An 18,331-nucleotide genomic window follows, 5' to 3' on the forward strand; every position below is an offset into this window, starting at 1 on the left:
TTCTCTATCTCCATTGATGAACGGCGCCCCTTGCGAGGCGACCTCTGTGCTCAACGATGAGCAACGCCCTTTTACTGCTTAAAAACGGTACTCCACCCCGCCCTGCACGCTGCGGCCGCGCCCCAGGGTATTGGCCAGCGTCTCGCCGTAGCTGACGACGTAGGCGCGGTTGGTCAGGTTCTCCACCGAGCCGCGCAGCGTCAGGCTGTCGGTCAGTTTGTAGCTGGCGTACAGATCGAACAGGGTGTACTTCGGCCAGTCGGCCAGATACGGGTAGTTGGACGGCACCGAGCTGTCCTGATAGCCCGGCGCGAAGCGCACGGTCACCCCGGCGTCCAGCTTGCGATCGAAAGCGCGGCCGCCCAGCGTCACCGAGCCGCGATCGCCCGGCAGGTAAGCGGCGGTGCCGAACTGCGAGCCGCCGTCGCAGGACACGGCGTCATTCGCCGTCGGATCCTGCTCCGCGTAGAAATTGCCCGGCCGGGAGTTGGCGCCGTAACGCAGGCGATTGCCCAGCCAGGCGTTCCTGGAGCAAAACTCGTTTTTACCGATCATGTGGGTGTAGGTCAGGTCGGCGTAGAACACCCCGGCGTCATAGTTGAGCTGGTACTCCAGCCCGCGGAAACGGGTTTTCGACAGATTGTTGACGTAGGCGGCGTTGCCGATGCTCGGCTGCACCAGCCCCGGCTTGTCGCGGTTAATCGCCAGGTTGATGTAGTTATCCACTTTGGTGTCGAAATAGGCCACCTTGGCTGCCAACCGATCGCCCTCAAACCACAGGTCAGGCTGCTGCACGTTGAACCCCACTTCCCAGGCGCGCGAGCGCTCGGCCTGCAGGAACGGGTTGGGATATTGCGTAGAGGTGCTGTGCGCGCTGCCGTTGGTCAGCGTTTCGGTGATCGCCGGCGGCCGCCAGGATTTGCCGTAGGTGGTATACAGCTCCAGCCACTCCACGCCGGGACGCACAGCCAGCGCCAGCGTCGGCGACAGCTTGCCCTGATCGCGATCGACGTTCCACTCCTGCTGCGTGGTCGTCGCCAGGCAGTTGCGCAGCCGCAGCTGTTTGCAGGGATTCTCCGCCGTATACGGGAAGTCGGCGTAGCTCAGGCCGGTCTGGCCACGCAGGCGATAGCGGTCGTAACGCAGCCCACCTTCCAACGTCAGCCAGCCGTCGTAGTCATAGGTCAGGTTGGCGAACAGGCTGGCTACCGAACGGTTGCCGGCCGGCGTCACCCCTTCCATGCCTTGGCGGGAAGAGTCGCTGGTCGCTTTGTCGTAATAGAACTCCAGCCCGTAATTGGCGCGGAAGTCATGCCCCGGCGCCAGGCTGAAGCGCGAGGTGTTTTGCGCCTGTGCGCCATAGGTACGCAGGCGGGTGCGCGTCGCGTAGCCGTTGTCCAGCAGCGAACTGGTGCTGTAGGTGTCGCTGTCATCCTGAGTATCGACGTAATACAGCTTGGCCTGAAAATCGAGCCAGTCGACGTCTTCCGGCGCCAGGCTGTAGTCGAACGCCGCGTTGCGCGCCATCACGTCGGTGTAGCCGGTGCGCTTCCAGCCCAGTTCGTAGGGCGGGCGAGTGCCCAGGTTAGTCAAGGTGCCGGCGATCGGCGATGCGGTCTGGGTCTGCAGATAACTCAGCTGCAGGCGCTGGTTGGCGGGCAGATTCCAGCCCACCTTGGCCAGCCGCGAGTGCATGCGGTAATGGGTGTCGGGGATTTTGTTGTTCTTGATGCTCTCGGCGTAGCGATCGTAATTGCCGGTGTCGTTATTGATGCGAATGTTGCCGATGTCGCCCTTGTTGCCGGGCCAATAGTCGCCGAGGTGGCGTTCGCTGGCGGCCAGCAGGATATCGCCGGTTTCGTTGCCCAATGCCAGTATGCCGCTGCCGATGAAGTGGGTGCCGTTATCGCCGGTGCTGGCGTGCAGCTTGCCGCCCAGCTCTTTGCCCGGCGCCAGGAAATCGCTCGCGCTGACGGTATTGAAGGTGGCGATGCCGCCGAGCGTGCCGGCGCTGCCCATACCGCCGCTGGTGCCCTTGTCGATGGTCACGCCGGACAGCAGTTCAGAATCGATGTACATGGTGCCGTTACGCTGGCCATGGCCGCTCTTTTGAAAATTCTGCCGCATGCCGTCGATGTTCATGTTCACCCGGCCATAGTCTTGTATGCCGCGGATGTTGACCGACAGCGCCGGATCTTGCTGACTGACGCTGGAATAGGCCCCCGTAGTCTGCTCCAGAATATCGGCCGCGTGCCGCGCCGGGCGGTTGTCCATCTGTTCGCGGCTGATGACGCTGACCGAGCGCGGTTCGTCGTAAACCCAATCGTTGGCGTTGATGCCGCCGGCGCCCAGCACCGTCAGGCTATCCAGCGCCAGCGCGCCGCCATCGCCGTTCGCCGTCGGCAGCCGGCTCAATACGATCTGCCCCTGCGGCTGCAGGCGGAAAGCCACCGGATTGCCGCCGATCAAGCGCCTCAGGCCCTGTTCAACGCTCATGCTGCCGTTCAGCGCCGCCGCCTGCATGCCATCGAGCTTCACCTCGTCGAAAAACACCTGCATGCCGGCCTGCTCGGCGAAGCGCAACATGGCGCTCTGCAGCGGCTGCGCCGCAATGTTGAAATGCTTTTGCTGTGCAGCCTGCGCACCGTTCGCCTCAGCCTGGACGGCGAGCGCCACAGCCGGCTGAGTCAACATCATCGCCGCCAGCGCGGCGCGTACCGCCGTGGCCAAGCGGCCGGCCGGCGTGGTTCCCTTGTGAATAAGCATGCGTGTGTGTTCCACCCGAAAGAATGTCAAACCAAGTGATAATGGAAATCAATCTCGTTTAAACATAAGGACGTTCCGGGAGGCAAAAACCCGTAAAGATTTTTTACAGAAAGTGAAAATAGCGGCGAGACGGGCATCCCGGCCCGCCTGCACCGCTCAGTAAAGCAGCGTAATGCCGGGGAGATTCAGCTGGCGGGCGGAGAGTTCCTGACGAATGGCGCCGACGCCGTCGTCGAGTTTATTGAGCGCGAACACGCCGCTGACCGTACGCGATCTGAGTTCGGGATTGATCGCTACGATGCGGGTCTCGCGATAGCGGTTGAGCTGCGCGAGCGCCTGCGTCAGCGGTTGGCGGTCGATCACCAGCCAGCCGCGCCGCCAGGCGTCATCACCGGCCGTTTGCCGCGTCAGCTGCAGCTGCCCGTTGCGGTAATGCGCCGCCTGGCGTTGCGCGACCACCAGCGAACGCTCACCGCGCTCAAGCGTTACCCGCACGCTGTGCTGATGCACGCTGACGTCGACGCCCTGCTCGGTGCGCGCCACGCTGAACTCGGTGCCCAGTGCCTGGGTGACGCCGTTTTCCGCCTCCACCCTGAACGGGCGACTTTCCGGCCCGCCCAACGGCGCGACGACAAAATAGGCGGCGCCGCTAAGCAGCCGCACCTTGCGTTCGCCTGCGGAATACGCCAGTGCGATCGCGCTGTCGCTGTCCAGCGCCACCCGGCTGCCGTCCGGCAACGCAACTTCGCGCACCTCGCCGCGAACGGTTTGGTAATCCGCCTGCATGCCAATCCATAGATCCGGCCCGCGATAAACGCCGAAGGAAACGGCGATCACCACCGCCGCCGCCACCGCCCAGCGGGGCCACCTGCGATGGGATGACGTTTTCAGCGTCGCCACCTGCGGTTGTAACGCCTGCCGCTGCTCAGGCGGCAGCTGTCCCAGCGTCGTCCACAGCAGGCGAGCCTGACGCAGCGCCGCCGGATGCTGCGGATCGGCGGCCAGCCAGGCGTCCAACGCTCGCCGCCGATCGGCCGGCAGCGCCCCTTCGGCCAGGCTCACGGCCCAGGCGGCCGCCTGCTGTCGCGCCTGTGCGGTTAGCGGTTTCATAATGGCATGGACCTCTGTTTTTTCTGGTTATAGGTTAAGACGTCTGAGCGCGGATAAACCCGTAAAAAAATTGCCATTATTGTTCTTCCATCCGCGCCATCAGCCGCTCGAGCGCGCTGGCCAGGTGTTTTTCCACCGTGCTGAGCGACACGCCCAGCTGCGCCGCCACCTGCGCCTGGGTCAGGCCATCGAGCCGGTTAAGGCGGAAAATCTGCTGCGTGCGCGGCGGCATGTCCGCCAGCGCCTGCTGCAACAGCTGCAGCAATTGGCTATCGATCGCCAGTTGTTCAAGCGCCGGTTCACCGGAGGGATACTGCGCCAGAATGTCGTCTTCGACCGCTTCGGTCTGCCGCCGCTGCTGCTGGCGCAGATGGTCGAACATCAGGTTTTTGGCGGTTTTATACAGGTAGGCTTCGATATCGAGAATGTTACCCTGCGGATATTGCTCGGTAAGGCGGGTAAAACTTTCCTGCGCCAAATCCGCGGCCAGCTGAGGGTCGCGCAGTTTGGCGTTCAAATAGGCTTGCAGCGGCCGCATATGGCGCAGAAACAGCGCCTGCAACTCGGAATTGGACATCTCTTTTCCCAGAAGTGAAACACCCAATAGGGGCGATAAAAATCACATAAATGATTATCATTATCAATATTGTTCTGGGAAATATGTGCTAACGCGGGGGGATAAACAGGAAACCGGCCTGGCGCCGGTTTCCGCTGGGCTGCAGGTCAGTGCTCTAGCGCCTCGTCTTCATAGCGGTGCTTGGCGTCGAGCGCTTCCTGCTCGGTTTCATGTTCACTGAGCAGCGTATTTGGCTCAATGTCGTCGGTGCGCACCTCAAAACGGCGCAGATGCAGGTTCGGGTCCCCCCGAAACACCTCTACGACGCGGGCGCTCCGTGGATAAGCAGGTTGATCATTTTCGCGCATGCCGTTCTCCCGTGTGTTTCACACAGTAGCAAGTATAGCAGCCGTCCTCATTCCGACACGCGCGAGCCGAGATCGCGATCGCCAGGGGGGCCCGCCAATAGCTCGGTCAATTCGTCGCAGGCGCAAATGCGGCCTTCGCGTACGGTGAAGTGCGCCAGCACCCGCACGCGGCAGCGGGAACCGTCACGCTTTTCCACCTCGACCAGATGGTGAGTCAGTACCGCCTCGCCCTGCTCCGCCGCCGCGATCACGCTCAGCGTCATGCGGCGAGTTTGCCGCTTCAGCAGCGCCATATGCTGCTCAAACTGCTCGAAGTTCAGCACTTTGCCATCCACCTGCTGGCGGTAGCCTGCGCTGAAACGGGCGGCGAGCTGCGTCGGCCGATGCTCCGGGCTGGCGACCACCTGCTGCAGCGTATCGAGCACCAGGTTCAATGGGGTAAGTTGAGTCATCACATTTCTCCGAAATAGGGTGAACGGCGATCCTATCCCGGCCAGGCGATGGCATAATAACCACATCAAGACTTTCAATAACGTTAAACGGCCAACATGACGCAGATCCGCAGCCAACGCCTTCAGCATGAAAAAAAGCACCTGACGCCCTGGCACCGGCACGAAGGCGGCCAGATCTATCTCTTGACGCGCGGCATGCTGGCAATGGAACTCCCGGGCCGGCAATGGGCGATCACCGGCGGCACGCTGGGCTGGCTGCCGCCGGGATGCGCCCATCAGGCGCTGGCCTGTGGCGACGTGGCGGGCTGGAGCCTGTATCTGCCGATGGAAAGCGTGCCGGAGATGCCGCCGCTGCCGCAGCTGTTCACGGCCTCTGCGTTGTTGCAGGCCCTGGTGGAGCGCATCGCGCAGTTCCCCGCCGGCCCGCTGAGTGCGCCGCAACGGCGGCTGCTGCAGGTGCTGCTGGACGAAATGCACGCGGCAAGCCGCGCGCCGTTGCAATTGCCGCTGCCGCAGGACGCCCGGTTGCTGAACATCGCCCGGGCGCTGCTGAACGATCCCGCCAGCCCGCGCAGCCAGCGCGACTGGGCCATCTGGGCCGGGCTCAGCCCGCGCACCCTGAGCCGCCGTTTTCTGCAGGAAACCGGCATCAGCTTCGCGCTGTGGCGCCAGCAGGCGCGGGTATTGCGTTCACTGGAGGAGTTATCACGCGGCAAAGCGGTTGGCGAGGTGGCCGACGCCTGTGGCTATGACAACGTCAGCGCCTATATCGCCGCCTTTCGCCGCCGCTTCGGCGTCACGCCCGGAGCCTACTTTGCGGCCGCTCGGCAAACGGAATAGAAAAACGGGCGCACAGCGCCCGAAGAGAAGAAAAGGTTATTTCACCGTCTCACGCGGCAGCACCGCGAGGATTTGTTCCACCACCCGCTGCGGATCGGCGGCGCCGTCCATCACGTAATGTGCGGCATCCTGATACAGCGCTTCCCGCGCGGCCAGCACCTCGCGCATCTCTTCGGCGATCGGCCTGCCGGTGAGCGTCGGGCGCTGCGCATCTTCCGGGTACTCTTCCAACCGCTGCGCCAACACGCTGGCCGGCGCGCGCAGGTAGATAACGGTGCCATGCTGGCGCATAAACTGACGATTCTCTTCCGCCAGGATCGCCCCGCCGCCGGTGGCAACTATAGTTGACGGCTTAGTCACGGTTTGCAACGCGACGGTCTCACGGCGGCGGAACCCCAGCCAACCCTCGCGCTCGACCATTTCCGCCACGCTCATCTGCGCCGCCTGCTGCATAAACAGATCGGTATCGACGAATTGATAGCCCAACGCCAGCGCCAATGCGTGGCCTACCGTGGTCTTGCCGGCTCCGCGAGCGCCTATCATGAACAGGGTTTGTGTCATTACGGGTTGTCCCTTATGCGGTGACTTGAGTGCATTGCATACCAAAATGCCGAGCGGGTGCGATGGCGTGGTGGCAGCATCATACCCTGCCCGCTCTGTATTTCAATATTTACGATAGTGTAAATTCCATGGCACAGCGACTGCCGACGGCAAAGCCGTGCGCCAGATCCTCATCCAGATGCCGCCGCAAGGCGGCCGTGAGCTGCGCGCCCTCAAGCGGCCGGAATCCCAGCCGCCGGTAGTAAGGCGCATTCCACGGCACCTCAATGAAGGTGGTGAGCGTCAGGCGGCCGGCACCCTGCCGTTTGGCCTCTTCCGCCACCGCGCCGATCAAGCGGCGGCCGACGCCCTGCCGCTGCCAGGTGCCGGCGACCGACAATTCGGCGATGTGCCAATCTTCCCCCTGAGCCAGCACGGCGATGAAACCGGCGCACTCGCCGTTGTCGCTTTCCGCCAGCCATTCACGGCGCTCGGCGATAAACGCGGCATGCTGCTGCGGGGCCATCACCTCGCCTTCGGCAATAAAGCGCCATTCCGGCTGTTGGCGAAACAACTGCGCCGCCGAGCGTTCAACCGCCATCAGATGCGCGATATCCCGCTGCTGCGCCAAACGAATCTGCAGGCTCATGGGTTCTCCTTAACGTTGGGGCGGTTATTTAAGCAAATTTCACCGCCCGTGGCTTAGAAATCGACACTGCCGCGCAGCACCACCTCACGCGGTTCCCCCACCGCCACGCGCAAATTGCCGCCGCTGGACGGGTAGTAGGTTTTATCGAACAGGTTCTTCACGTTCAGTTGCCATTTCACCCGATAGCCGTTGATCGGCATGGTGTAAGCGGCGAACGCATCGGCAACGGTGTAGTTATCCAGGTAGAAACTGTTGGCAGCGTCACCCGGGCGGCGCCCTACGTAGCGCGCACCGGCGCCAATGCGCACCTCATCGCCGCTGTAGAGACCCGGGCTGCCCAGGTTCTGGGTCAGGAACAGCGAGGCGGTGTGGCGCGCCACGTTGGTCATCTCTTTGCCCTTGTTGTCCGGATCGTCCACCACCCGTGCGTCGGTATACGCATAGGAACCGATCAGGCTCAGCGAGTCGGTGAGATTACCGGCCACGTCCAGCTCCACGCCCTGCGAACGCACGCGTCCGGCGGTGCGCGTCACGGTTTCGCCCGCCACCAGCTCACTGACCATCACGTTGCGCTTGGTGATGTCGAACAGCGCCAACGTGCCGGTAACACCGTTCGGCAGCGCCAGCTTGCCGCCGACTTCCCACGACTTGCCCTGCTCCGGCGGCAGCGAATCAATCTGGGTGGCGATGGAAGAGTTCGGCTTGAACGACTCGGTATAGCTGCTGTACAGCGACACGTAAGGCGTCAGCTTGTAGACCACCCCGGCGCGCGGCACCAGCTTGCCGTCCGAGCTGTCGGTATTGGTCTGGAACGGCCGCCCCTTGCCGGCATAGACGTCGAAAGCGTCGTAGCGCAGCCCGCCCATCACCAGCCATTTATCGGTCAGTTGGATGGAATCCTGCATAAACCAGCCGTAGCTGGTGAGATTTTCCCGCTGGTCGCTGTCTTTGGCGCTGACCGCGGTCGACGGCGGCATCAGGCCGTATACCGGATGATAAATATTGAAATCGCTGTTCTTTTTACCGCGGATCATGTCGCCGCGGTAGGTACGGTTATCTTCAAAATCAAAGCCGAACAGCATCTGGTGATTGATGCTGCCCCAGTCCACGTCACCATTGAGCGTCAGCTGCACCGCGTTGGCGTGGCTGACGGCATGGGCGGTCGAGTCGGCCTGGCGGCTCAATGCGCCGCTCTCCGGGTCCAGCGCCGTGGCGCGCGCCTGGTTGTCGCTGTAGCTGTTGCGGCTGTAGGCGTAGGTCAGCGAGCTTTTCCAGCGCTCATTGAGCGTTTGATCGATCTGCAGAGTGACGCTGTCCTGATCGCCGCGGGTGGCGTTATAAGCCTCGTCGAAACGGCGATCGCGCGGCGTATTCACCGGTTTGCCGGTGCGCGAATCGATAATGGTGCCGCGATCGAACGGCACCAGATATTCCATATGCTCGTAGGCCAGCCGCACGGTGGTGTTCTCGCCGTACCACATCAGCGAGGGCGCGATCACCGTCTGACGATTGCGGCCAAAGTTGCGCCAGTAATCGGTTTCATCGTGATCGACGATCATCCGATAGGCGAATCCCGACGTGCCGAGCGGCCCGGTAACGTCGAGCTGGCCACCGCCGCCGTTGAAACTGCTGCCCCAGCCTTCCACGTGGGTATGCTGCTGCAGCTGGGGCTTTTTGGTGATCATGTTGATCATCCCGCCCGGCTCGCCCATGCCGTACAGCATCGAGGCCGGCCCCTTGAGCACCTCCACCCGCTCGGTGGTCGGCGTAAAGTTGCGCGCCTGCACCGAGCGCACGCCATCGCGCAGAATGGAGCCGTCGCGGTTGTCGCCGAAGCCGCGTTTCATTACCGCGTCCTGGGTGCCCCCCAGCGTGTTGGCCTGGGTTATGCCGCTGACGTTGTACAGCGCTTCGTCCAGGCTGCTGACCGCCTGATCGGTAATCACCTGTTGCGGCACCACGTCGATCGCCTGCGGCACGTTCAGCAGGTTGGTTTCGCTGCGGGTGCCGGTGACGCTGGTCAACGGCTGATAGCTCTGCACGCCGTCGGCGTCTTTGCGGCCGACCACCACCAGGCTCTCTTCTTGCGGCGCGGCTTTTTCCGCCGCCCACGCCGGCGATGTCGCGCAGGCTGCCAAAGGCAATGCGCACCACCAGCCGCGCTTGTTGTTATTCATTATCTAACTGACTCCAATAGGTCCCTGAAAAAGGTAACGGCAAAAACTGCTGATACAACTGTTGGAAGGTCTGCTGCGGGTTGATGTCGGCGAACAGATCCGGGTAAAACGCTTTGGCGAACATCTCGACCAGCACGACATGGTACGGGCTGAGGTAAAAGTTGTGCCAGACGCTCCAGGCGCGGTGGTTTTTCACCGCCTGCAGGCTGGCCAGCATCGGCTGTTTGGCGATCAGTTGGCGGAAGCTGTCGGCGGCCTCCTGTGGGCTGACCTGCGGCCCGAGACGCAGATCGGACAGCCGTTTGCCCTGCGGGCCGGCCATGCCGGTGGCGAGGTACACGTCAGGATTGGCGCTCAGAATGGTTTCCGGGTTCAGCTCGCCATACACCCCTTTGACGCTGGCGTTGGCGATGTTGTCGCCGCCGGCGAAGGTCAGCAGATCGCCGAGGTTGCCGTGCGCGGCGGTGGTGCAACAGGTGTCGCGCCGCCCCAGATGCAGGTGCAGCATCACCTTGGGCTTCGGCCCCTGATAGCCCGCCAACCGTTGCCGGATCACCGTCATATGCTGCTGATAAAACGCGATGAACTGCTCGGCGCGTTGCTGGCGATTGAGCACTTCGCCCAGCAGCCGCACGCTCGGCACGGTGTTGTTCAGCAGATCGATGCGCAGATCGACGTAGATCACCGCCACGCCGGCCTTGCTCAGTGCGGAAACCAGCAGATCGTTGTCGCCGTCTTCACGCGCGTAGCGCGCCAGAATCACCAGATCCGGCTTCAGCTGCAGCAGGCTTTCGATGTTGACCTGGCGAAAGTTATTACCGCTGATGACGGGGATCTGGGCTATCTGTGGAAACGTCTGCGTATACAGCTGCCAGCTTTGCGCATCAAAGCGCGCCAGATCCGCCGGCCAGCCGACGATGCGCTGCGCCGGGTTGCCCGGCTCCAGCAGCGCCAGCGTATACAACATGCGGCTCTCCCCCACCACGATGCGCTGCGGGTTGTCCGGCACCGCGACCTGGCGGCCGGTGATATCGGTCACCGTCTTCGCCTGGGCGGAGAACATGCCGAACCACAGGGAAAGCAGCAGTAAAATGAGGGAATTGCGCATGATTGAGCCGAAACGGGGGAAATAGTGTGCGCATGATAATCACTCTCATTAGCACTTGCAATCCCACGCCGCGATTGCCAAAAGAAATCCGGGAAACGGTGCCGGGCACGCGGTAAAACACCGTAAAACCGCTAAAATAGCGGCTTTAAAAAGTTAAAAAAATGGCGGAAAAATCGGTTAAATAGGAGGGGGAAACAGCAAAAAAACCGGGAGACCTCCATGACTCAACGCATCATTCCGCTGTCGGAGTGCCCGCAGTTTGCCGATGTGTGCGCCGCCTGGGCTTTCGGCCAATGGGGTTCACAGCGCGGCGGTTCGCTGGCGCGCACCCAGCTGCGTTTCGCCCAATGCAGCCGGCCAAGCGACGATCACCTGACGCTGATGATGATCGACGGCGATCGTCCGGTCGGCATGGCCAGCCTGTGGCCCAGCGACGATCGCCAGCGTCAGGATCTCACTCCGTGGCTGGCCGGCGTCTTCGTGCATCCCGATCACCGCCGCAAGGGCATCGCCCACCGTCTTGAAATGGCCATCGTCGAGGCGGCGCGGCAACGCCATCACTCGGTTCTGCATCTCATTACCGACAAGTCGGAAGCGCTGTACGCCGGCTGGGGTTGGCATCCCGTGGAACGCCGGCGGCAGCATGACGAAGAGGTGGTGGTGATGGCGAAAACGCTGTAGCTAACGCGGCGTACAGACATACACCAGCGCCGGCGGGAAGTTGCGCACTACCCGCAGGCGCTTCCAGTGAAAATAGCGCGACAGCAATTTTTCCGACAGGTGGCTGTATTGAAACAACACCAGCGTGCCGTTGCGCGCCAGCAGCCGCTGCCGGGCCTGCTGAAGAATGCGCACGCTGATCCTGACCGGGATCGACAGCAGCGGCAGGCAGGAAAACACCACGTCGTAATCCGTGGCCATCCGGGTCGCAGAGTGGCCCATCACCTGCAGCCGCCGATCGTCTATCCCGCGCAGCCGATGCACGAAATGGGGTTGGATTTCGAAAGCCTCCAGCGCTGCATCGGCGCGCATCCGCCCCAGAATGCGTTTGGTCAACACCCCGTCGGCCGCGCCCAGTTCCGCGATCGACAGCGCCCGGGTCCATTCAATCTGGTTCAGCATCGCCTGACACAGCCACGGGGAAGAAGGCGCCAGCGTACCGACGGTGCGCGGTGAAGCCATAAATTGCTGCAGGTAAGCGAAGTGATTCATCAGTTGCAGCCGGGTCGCATTTAACATTGAGGCCTCCTTGGGTTAAGCCCTCAATGTGAGCCGAATTTCTTAAGTAATCATTAACATGATTCCGAAAGCGGCAGACACAGTTGTAATAAAATGCAACCTCATCAACGGCACGCAAAGAAAAACGGCCGTAATAATGACCTGAGAATAAGTCGTTTATACACCGACTATTCAGATAATTATTGCGACCGTTTATTTTATTGGCCGCGTTGCCGCGGCCAGAGGGTAAAAAGCTAACGCTTAGCGATAAATTTCCGCATTGCCGCGCCAGTTGCTGGAGTCCCCGGGGGTGTCCAGACCGATAATGCGATAATGACTGGCGCCGTCCGCCGCAGCTTTTTCTTTCAGGGCGGTGATGGCGTCATGCGGTGAGCCGCTAACGCCGGAAACCGACACAACGCCGAGGCTTTGCAGATTGGCGGCCTGCTCGCTGTTGACCTGTTTTACCGACGACAGCGGCGCGGCGAAAGTGGAGAAAGAAGCGGCGGCGATCAATACGGCTGCGATGCTTGGGATGAGTTTCATGATTGACTCCAGGTGTTCTTGTTTATTAGCTCGTGGTCAGTGATGTTAATTATCCGCTAGCCAATGAAAACGGACGTCATGCAACGTAAAGAACATCAATCATTGTGAGGAGAATAAGGAGGAAGTGAGAGCGGGTGTGTATTTTCAGGCGGGAATGACTTTATAAACCTCACCTTACCCCTATTTGATGAACAATTAAAGACGGTGCGAGATAAAGCATGCGCGCCGCGTCTATTTAAGATTTTTTACCCGCCGGAGCGCGCTGAGCTACGCTGATTTTGTGGCTTACCCTTTTAAGGAAGAACGCTTATGTCGCAAAACCTGCTGCGCGTGCGTGACGGTCAGGGCGCGTCGGTCTCATTTTCCGAGCTGCTGTTCGATCTGATCTACGTTTTCGCCGTGACCCAACTTTCCCACTATCTGTTGCATCACCTGACGCTGACCGGCGCGCTGGAAACCCTGCTGCTGTGGTTCGCCGTCTGGCTGGCCTGGCAATACACCGCCTGGGTCACCAACTGGTTCAATCCGGATACCCGCCAGATCCGCCTGCTGCTGTTCGCGATCATGCTGCTGGGGCTGTTCGCCGCCGCCGCGCTGCCGCAGGCGTTTGGCGAGCGCGGCCTGATCTTCGCGCTGTTTTATGTCGCTATTCAGGTCGGCCGCTCCGCCACGGTATTGCGCCTGCTGGCGCCTGGCCACCCGTTGAAACAAAACTTTCGCCGCATCCTCGGCTGGCTGTGCATCTCCGCCGTCTTCTGGATCGCCGGCGGGCTGGCGGAAGGCCATACTCGCCTGGCGCTGTGGGCGATCGCCGTCTTGTGCGAATACGTCTCGCCGATGTTCGGCTTCCGTCTGCCGGTGCTGGGGCGCTCGGACAGCAGCAGCGAATGGACCATCGAAGGCCACCATCTGGCGGAGCGCTGCCAGCTGTTCGTGATCGTGGCGCTGGGGGAAACCATTCTGATCACCGGCGCCACCCTGAGCGAAATGGAAAGCTGGAGCCTGCCGGTGCTCATCGCTTCGCTGGTGGCCTTTCTCGGCAGCCTGGCGATGTGGTGGGTTTACTTCGACACCAGCAGCAAAGCCGGCAGCCACGCCATCAGCCAGGCGGAAAACCCCGGCCAGCTGGGCGCTTATTTCCACTACGTGCACGTCGCGCTGGTGGGGGCCATCATCGTCTGCGCCGTGGCCAACGAACTGGTGATCGCCCATCCTGACGGCCGCATCCAACACGCCACGGCGGCGGTGCTGCTGCTCGGCCCGGCGATTTACCTGTTCGCCAACGCGCTGTATAAACGGTTGGTGTATCGCCGCTTCCCGCTGTCGCACCTGGTTGGGCTGCTGGCGCTGGCGGTATTGGCCCCCGCCGCCTATTTAACCGATCTGCTGATGGTCAATGGCCTGACGACGCTGATCATGGTGGTGGTGGCGGTGTGGGAGAGCATCTCGCGCGGCAGAGCGCCGCAGCGGCACGCGGAGACCTGAAGCCAACGGGGGCGTCACCGCCCCCGCTGTGAGATTGATGACAAACCTCATGCCATTGCCGGGTTTGCAGAGAGCAGCGGATAAAAAAACAAGGAAAATCAATTTATTGATTTTCGGCTGATGGCCACAAAGGAGGAAAAACCACGTTTTTTCCTCCTTTTTCAACGGTCTGACGGGGGCGCTGTCGCCCCCTCTCGATCACTTCAAAGGTTGCGGCAAGGTGAGCACCCAGAGCTCACTCAGCGACTCCGGCTGCTCCAGAGGGCGCAATTCGATACGGGCATCGGTCTTGTCGCCGTCGAGGCTCAACCGCCCTCCTTTCTCCAGCTGGTAGTCACCGATTTTTTTGCTCTTTGGCGACGCATCCACCAGCTTCGCCTGCAAGCCGAAATCGTTGTCATTGATCACCGCCAGCGTGCGATCGTCGATCAGCGCCAGCCCTTCCGCTTTCTCCTGGCGCCAGCCCAACTGGCGCAGATCCGCCACTTCCCGTTTCTGCGCCAGCTTCACGCCGCGTTTAGCCAGAGCTTGCGCGTCGTCGAACTCCAGCGCTTTGCCCTGGCCGTCAAACGGACTCAGATCGCTGGCCTGCGCGAGATCCACCAGATAGATCTTGTTGATCATCGTCTTATCTTTATCGGTTCCCTGTTCAATCAACAGGATGCGCTGGTTGTCCAACGCCACGATATCGCCAATCTTGGCGTCTTTGGCTTTTTTATAGCGGTCGATATCGATGGGATAGCCATACATCGCAGTTTTGCCACTGCGCGGATCGAAGCTCACCAGCCGGGTAAACTGCGCCTTGTTTTTGCTTTTACCATCGACATCCAGCGTGCTCTGCACCGCCGCCAGAATGCGCCCATCCGGCATCCGGGTCAGCCCCTCAAAACCGCGGTTGGGCTGGCGCCACTTCAGGATGTTCGGCAAACCGCTCGCCACCGCCTGCTCGCCGGCCTGCGGCGTTGGGCCATATTTGGCGAGAATTTTGCCTTTGTCGTCGACATGGATCAGAAACGGGCCATACTCGTCACACAGCCAATAGCCGCCGTTGCCGTCACCGATGATGCCTTCGGTATCCAACCCACGGCGATCGCCGGACAGCGGTTGCAGCGCGTCGTTCAACGCCACTTCGTTCGTGGAACCAATCAGTTCGCTCGGCAGCGGCAGCCCGCTAATCGGCCCTTTTTCGTCATGCAAGGGCCGCGCATTCTCGGCCACGGCCTTGCCGCCGCCGATACGAATGTCCATCAACAGAGGCGTAAATTGCGGATTGGCGAAAATCTTGGCTTCTTGCTTGCCCACCGCAGGGGCATCAGCATTCGGGCCGCGATCGGTCAGCGTCGTCAGCACCAGATCGTCGCCCTGCTTGCGATTGAACGACAGCCCTGAGCCGATCCCCACCGGCAACCCCTGCGGGAAATGCTTGGCAAACGCCCCCTGATAGGCGACGCGTTCCCCGCCGGGGAAGCCGACCACATAACGCGCCACCTCAATATCTGCAGCGTAGGTGAATACCGGAAACAGCGAAGCCAACAGCAGGGAGAGCGATTTTATTCTCATGTTTTTTACCCGAGGTTGAATGAAGCGTTATCAGGCAGAAGAAGATATTAATTTTGCATGACACTTAGATGACAACAGGCGCTTCGTCAAATGTAAAACAAGCAATAAGGTTGGCTGGCAAATAGAAATTAGCAATTAACCTGAGCGTATTGAATGGATAAAACCGCTGGAAAAAACCGCCCGAAAATAGCCCGCCATTTTGCTTAGGGTAAATTCTTATAGCAAAGATAAAAAAATCGGCAAACGCGCGTCGGCACGGGGAAAAACGGTGTTTTTCTCATAGACAAAATAAAATACCGGGGATTTAATACCGCCGTTATTCAAGGTGCATTAAGAAAATTCTATAGAATATCTGCATGAACTCAAAAAGCTGTTCTATAGTTTTTAGTGCTAACGCCCGTTAGTCTATTCCGCAGGATGGAATCTATGTCAAAGCGACTTTTTGCTGAATTTTTTGGCACATTTTGGTTGGTGTTTGGTGGTTGTGGTAGCGCAGTATTGGCAGCGGCATTCCCACAGCTGGGTATTGGTTTCCTCGGCGTCGCGCTCGCTTTCGGTCTGACCGTGGTGACGATGGCCTATGCCGTCGGCCATATTTCCGGCGGGCATTTTAACCCGGCCGTCACCGTCGGCTTATTCGCCGGCGGCCGTTTCGCGGCGAAAGACGTTATTCCTTACGTTATCGCTCAGGTCATCGGCGGTATCGCCGCAGCGGCGGTGCTGTATTTGATCGCCAGCGGCAAAGCCGGTTTCGACGCCACCGCAGGCGGCTTCGCCTCCAACGGTTACGGCGAACACTCACCGGGCGGTTATTCTCTGCAAGCCGCGATCGTGATTGAGCTGGTACTGACCGCCTTCTTCCTGATCGTTATTCACGGCGTGACCGACAAGCGCGCGCCGGCAGGCTTTGCCCCGCTGGCTATCGGCCTGACGCTGACGCTGATCCACCTGATCAGCATCCCGGTGACCAACACCTCCGTCAACCCGGCGCGCAGCACCGGCGTAGCGATCTTCCAGGGCACCTGGGCGCTGCAGCAGCTGTGGGTATTCTGGCTGGTGCCGCTGGTCGGCGGCATTATCGGCGGCCTGATCTACCGCTGCCTGCTGGAAGACAAAAAATAAGCGTATCGCAGTCGATCGCGTTTCACGGGGCAGCCTTCATCGGCTGCCCCGTTGCTTTCAGCCCTTCGTCACTTCAAACATCATGATATCGCTGGTAAAGGAGCCGTCCGGCTGAATGGCGAAATGCGCCGCTACCTCTTCCGACACGCTTTGCTGCAGCGCGCGGATCGCGGTAACGAAATGCGCCGGCGTGCGCATGCGCGCCACCCAGCTACCGAACTCCAGCATCAAGCGATCCGCCGTCACCTCACGCACCACCAACCCGGCTTCGGTCAATAACCTCAACCACTCGCCCGGCGCATAGTTGCGCACGTGCGAGGTGTCGCGCAGCACTTCCACGGTTTGCAGGTAGATATCCAGCAGCGGATGCCCCGGCGAGACCACGTCCATAATGATCGCTCTGCCGCCCGGTTTGAGTACCCGCCTGACCTCGCGCAGCGCCTGGCCGACGTCGTGCCAGTGGTGCGCCGAATAGCGGCTGATGACCAGATCGAAGCTGGCGTCTTCAAACGGTAAAGACTCCGCCACGCCCTGCTGCAGCTGAATGTTATTCAGGCCTTTTGCCGCCGCCGCCTGCTTCACCACCGCCAACATTTGCGCCGACAGATCGTAGGCCACCACCTGCGCCACCCTGGCCGCCGCCGTGAAGCTGGCGTGCCCGGCGCCGCAGCCCAGATCGAGCAGGCGCGCGTCGGCGTGCGGTTCCAGTAACTGTGCAAGGCGTTGCAAATCCTTGCCCTGCGCGTGTACCGCGCTGGTTAAGTAGGCGTTGGCCTGCTCGCCGAACTGCCGGTCTACCGCGTTTTTATGGCTGTTGCTGATGCTCATGTTTGCTCCCGTTATTATCCGGCTTGCGCCTGTGCCTGAAGGCTTTCGGCTACTATAATCAGGCTACTATACGGGTACAATATGAGCAGTTATCCTGGTATAAATAGGTACCACGCTATGACATCAGAAGCCTTATCCGGGCCAAAGGCCCTCGGCGCGTTCCTGCGGGCGCACCGCGAACGCATCACGCCGGAAATGCTCGGCCTGCCCAGCTCCTCGCGCCGTCGCACCAGCGGCCTGCGGCGCGAAGAACTGGCGCAAATCAGCGGCATCAGCGCCACCTGGTATACCTGGATCGAACAGGGCCGCGAGGTATCCATTTCCCCCTATACGCTGGCACGCATCGCCAAGGCGCTGCGGCTCGGCCCGGCCGAACGCCATTACCTGTTTACCCTGGCGCGCATCGCCGACCCCGAGCAGGAAACACACCGCGAAACCGCCAACGACGCGGTGCTGCAAAGCGTGCATCAGATGACGGTGCCCTGCTACCTGCTGGACGTGACCTGGAATGTCGTCGCCTGGAACCCGCAGGCGGCGGCGCTGTTCAGCGGCTGGCTGGATGTGGCCAACAGCCCCAACCTGCTGCACTTCATGTTCTTCCACCCGTTGGCGAAAACGCTGGTCAGCGATTGGGAAGAGCGCGCGCGCCGCGTGGTGGCCGAGTTTCGCGCCGAGACCAGCCATCATCAAAATACCGAAGAGATGCGCGCCTTCGTGCGCAACATGACGCACAACAGCGCAGACTTTAATCACTGGTGGAAGCAACATGACGTCATGGCGCGCGAAGGCGGCGAACGCGCGTTCGAGCATTCTCGGCAAGGCGCACTGCGCTATCGCCAACTGACCTTCCACCCGGCAGAGCACGCCGGTCTGAAGCTGGTGATGCTGATCCCGCTGCCGCAATTGGTAACAAATTCATAGGCAAGTTTACCCGCCATTTATTTATAGGTTCATGTAAACGCGCTAGGGTAATTGATACCGATGATAATGATCATCCAGCACCGTT

18 protein-coding genes are annotated in these 18,331 nt (G+C 60.9%); 5 read left to right on the forward strand and 13 right to left on the reverse strand.

Going from position 1 to position 18,331, the window contains the following annotated elements:
* Window positions 1-78 precede the first annotated feature (78 nt).
* From JL05_RS23570 to JL05_RS23590, 5 genes are all read right to left on the reverse strand, one after another.
* Window positions 79-2,766 carry a TonB-dependent receptor gene (locus JL05_RS23570; RefSeq protein WP_033634028.1) on the reverse strand — a complete coding sequence of 896 codons (2,688 nt, stop codon included), beginning with the start codon at window positions 2,764-2,766 and terminating at the stop codon, window positions 79-81.
* Window positions 2,767-2,922: 156 nt separating this feature from the next.
* The gene (locus JL05_RS23575; RefSeq protein ID WP_015376811.1) at window positions 2,923-3,876 is read right to left on the reverse strand and encodes a FecR family protein; all 954 of its coding nucleotides are present in this window, start codon (window positions 3,874-3,876) and stop codon (window positions 2,923-2,925) included.
* 76 nt (window positions 3,877-3,952) lie between these two features.
* Entirely contained in the window at window positions 3,953-4,453 is a 501-nt protein-coding gene (locus JL05_RS23580; RefSeq protein WP_004940490.1) for an RNA polymerase sigma factor, read from the reverse strand.
* Window positions 4,454-4,599: 146 nt separating this feature from the next.
* The gene (locus tag JL05_RS23585; RefSeq protein WP_015376810.1) at window positions 4,600-4,800 is read right to left on the reverse strand and encodes a YaiA family protein; all 201 of its coding nucleotides are present in this window, start codon (window positions 4,798-4,800) and stop codon (window positions 4,600-4,602) included.
* Window positions 4,801-4,847: 47 nt separating this feature from the next.
* Window positions 4,848-5,252 carry a nuclear transport factor 2 family protein gene (locus JL05_RS23590; RefSeq protein WP_033634029.1) on the reverse strand — a complete coding sequence of 135 codons (405 nt, stop codon included), beginning with the start codon at window positions 5,250-5,252 and terminating at the stop codon, window positions 4,848-4,850.
* Window positions 5,253-5,348: 96 nt separating this feature from the next.
* Here JL05_RS23590 and JL05_RS23595 point away from each other — a divergent pair, with 96 nt between their 5' ends.
* Window positions 5,349-6,092 carry a helix-turn-helix domain-containing protein gene (locus JL05_RS23595; RefSeq protein WP_033634030.1) on the forward strand — a complete coding sequence of 248 codons (744 nt, stop codon included), beginning with the start codon at window positions 5,349-5,351 and terminating at the stop codon, window positions 6,090-6,092.
* Window positions 6,093-6,128: 36 nt separating this feature from the next.
* Here JL05_RS23595 and aroL read toward each other — a convergent pair whose 3' ends face one another.
* From aroL to JL05_RS23615, 4 genes are all read right to left on the reverse strand, one after another.
* Window positions 6,129-6,653 (reverse strand): shikimate kinase AroL, encoded by a 525-nt coding sequence (aroL, locus tag JL05_RS23600; protein WP_033634031.1) that lies wholly within the window; start codon window positions 6,651-6,653, stop codon window positions 6,129-6,131.
* Between the two features lie 109 nt (window positions 6,654-6,762).
* The gene (locus JL05_RS23605) at window positions 6,763-7,281 is read right to left on the reverse strand and encodes a GNAT family N-acetyltransferase (RefSeq protein WP_004940503.1); all 519 of its coding nucleotides are present in this window, start codon (window positions 7,279-7,281) and stop codon (window positions 6,763-6,765) included.
* A 53-nt stretch (window positions 7,282-7,334) separates the two neighbouring features.
* Entirely contained in the window at window positions 7,335-9,458 is a 2,124-nt protein-coding gene (locus tag JL05_RS23610; protein WP_033634032.1) for a TonB-dependent siderophore receptor, read from the reverse strand.
* Window positions 9,451-10,566 carry an ABC transporter substrate-binding protein gene (locus JL05_RS23615; RefSeq protein ID WP_033634033.1) on the reverse strand — a complete coding sequence of 372 codons (1,116 nt, stop codon included), beginning with the start codon at window positions 10,564-10,566 and terminating at the stop codon, window positions 9,451-9,453. The genes JL05_RS23610 and JL05_RS23615 overlap by 8 nt, the downstream gene beginning before the upstream one ends.
* Before the next feature lie 219 nt (window positions 10,567-10,785).
* Between JL05_RS23615 and JL05_RS23620 the strand changes: the two genes are divergently transcribed.
* Window positions 10,786-11,247, forward strand: a complete 462-nt coding sequence (locus JL05_RS23620) for a GNAT family N-acetyltransferase (RefSeq protein ID WP_033634034.1) — start codon at window positions 10,786-10,788, stop codon at window positions 11,245-11,247.
* Here the strand turns inward: JL05_RS23620 and JL05_RS23625 are convergent, their stop codons facing one another.
* Together JL05_RS23625 and JL05_RS23630 are read right to left on the reverse strand one after the other, a co-directional pair.
* Window positions 11,248-11,805, reverse strand: coding sequence for a class I SAM-dependent methyltransferase (locus tag JL05_RS23625; protein WP_004940516.1), 558 nt, complete (start codon window positions 11,803-11,805; stop codon window positions 11,248-11,250).
* 240 nt (window positions 11,806-12,045) lie between these two features.
* Entirely contained in the window at window positions 12,046-12,330 is a 285-nt protein-coding gene (locus JL05_RS23630) for a YdgH/BhsA/McbA-like domain containing protein (RefSeq protein WP_033634035.1), read from the reverse strand.
* A 309-nt stretch (window positions 12,331-12,639) separates the two neighbouring features.
* On the opposite strand from JL05_RS23630, the gene JL05_RS23635 reads away from it, so the two are divergent.
* Window positions 12,640-13,815, forward strand: coding sequence for a low temperature requirement protein A (locus JL05_RS23635; RefSeq protein WP_033634036.1), 1,176 nt, complete (start codon window positions 12,640-12,642; stop codon window positions 13,813-13,815).
* 198 nt (window positions 13,816-14,013) lie between these two features.
* On the opposite strand, the gene JL05_RS23640 is transcribed toward JL05_RS23635, so the two are convergent.
* Window positions 14,014-15,375: an esterase-like activity of phytase family protein gene (locus JL05_RS23640; protein WP_033634037.1), complete on the reverse strand. Its 1,362-nt coding sequence runs from the start codon at window positions 15,373-15,375 to the stop codon at window positions 14,014-14,016.
* Between the two features lie 426 nt (window positions 15,376-15,801).
* On the opposite strand from JL05_RS23640, the gene aqpZ reads away from it, so the two are divergent.
* The gene (gene aqpZ, locus JL05_RS23645; protein WP_004940529.1) at window positions 15,802-16,497 is read left to right on the forward strand and encodes an aquaporin Z; all 696 of its coding nucleotides are present in this window, start codon (window positions 15,802-15,804) and stop codon (window positions 16,495-16,497) included.
* A 57-nt stretch (window positions 16,498-16,554) separates the two neighbouring features.
* Here aqpZ and JL05_RS23650 read toward each other — a convergent pair whose 3' ends face one another.
* Complete coding sequence (locus JL05_RS23650; protein WP_033634038.1) at window positions 16,555-17,325, reverse strand: class I SAM-dependent methyltransferase; 771 nt, start codon at window positions 17,323-17,325, stop codon at window positions 16,555-16,557.
* Between the two features lie 117 nt (window positions 17,326-17,442).
* Between JL05_RS23650 and JL05_RS23655 the strand changes: the two genes are divergently transcribed.
* Window positions 17,443-18,246: a helix-turn-helix transcriptional regulator gene (locus JL05_RS23655; protein WP_033634040.1), complete on the forward strand. Its 804-nt coding sequence runs from the start codon at window positions 17,443-17,445 to the stop codon at window positions 18,244-18,246.
* Window positions 18,247-18,331 lie beyond the last annotated feature (85 nt).

Source organism: Serratia nematodiphila DZ0503SBS1 (genome assembly GCF_000738675.1).
GTDB classification, from domain to species: Bacteria; Pseudomonadota; Gammaproteobacteria; order Enterobacterales; family Enterobacteriaceae; genus Serratia; species Serratia nematodiphila.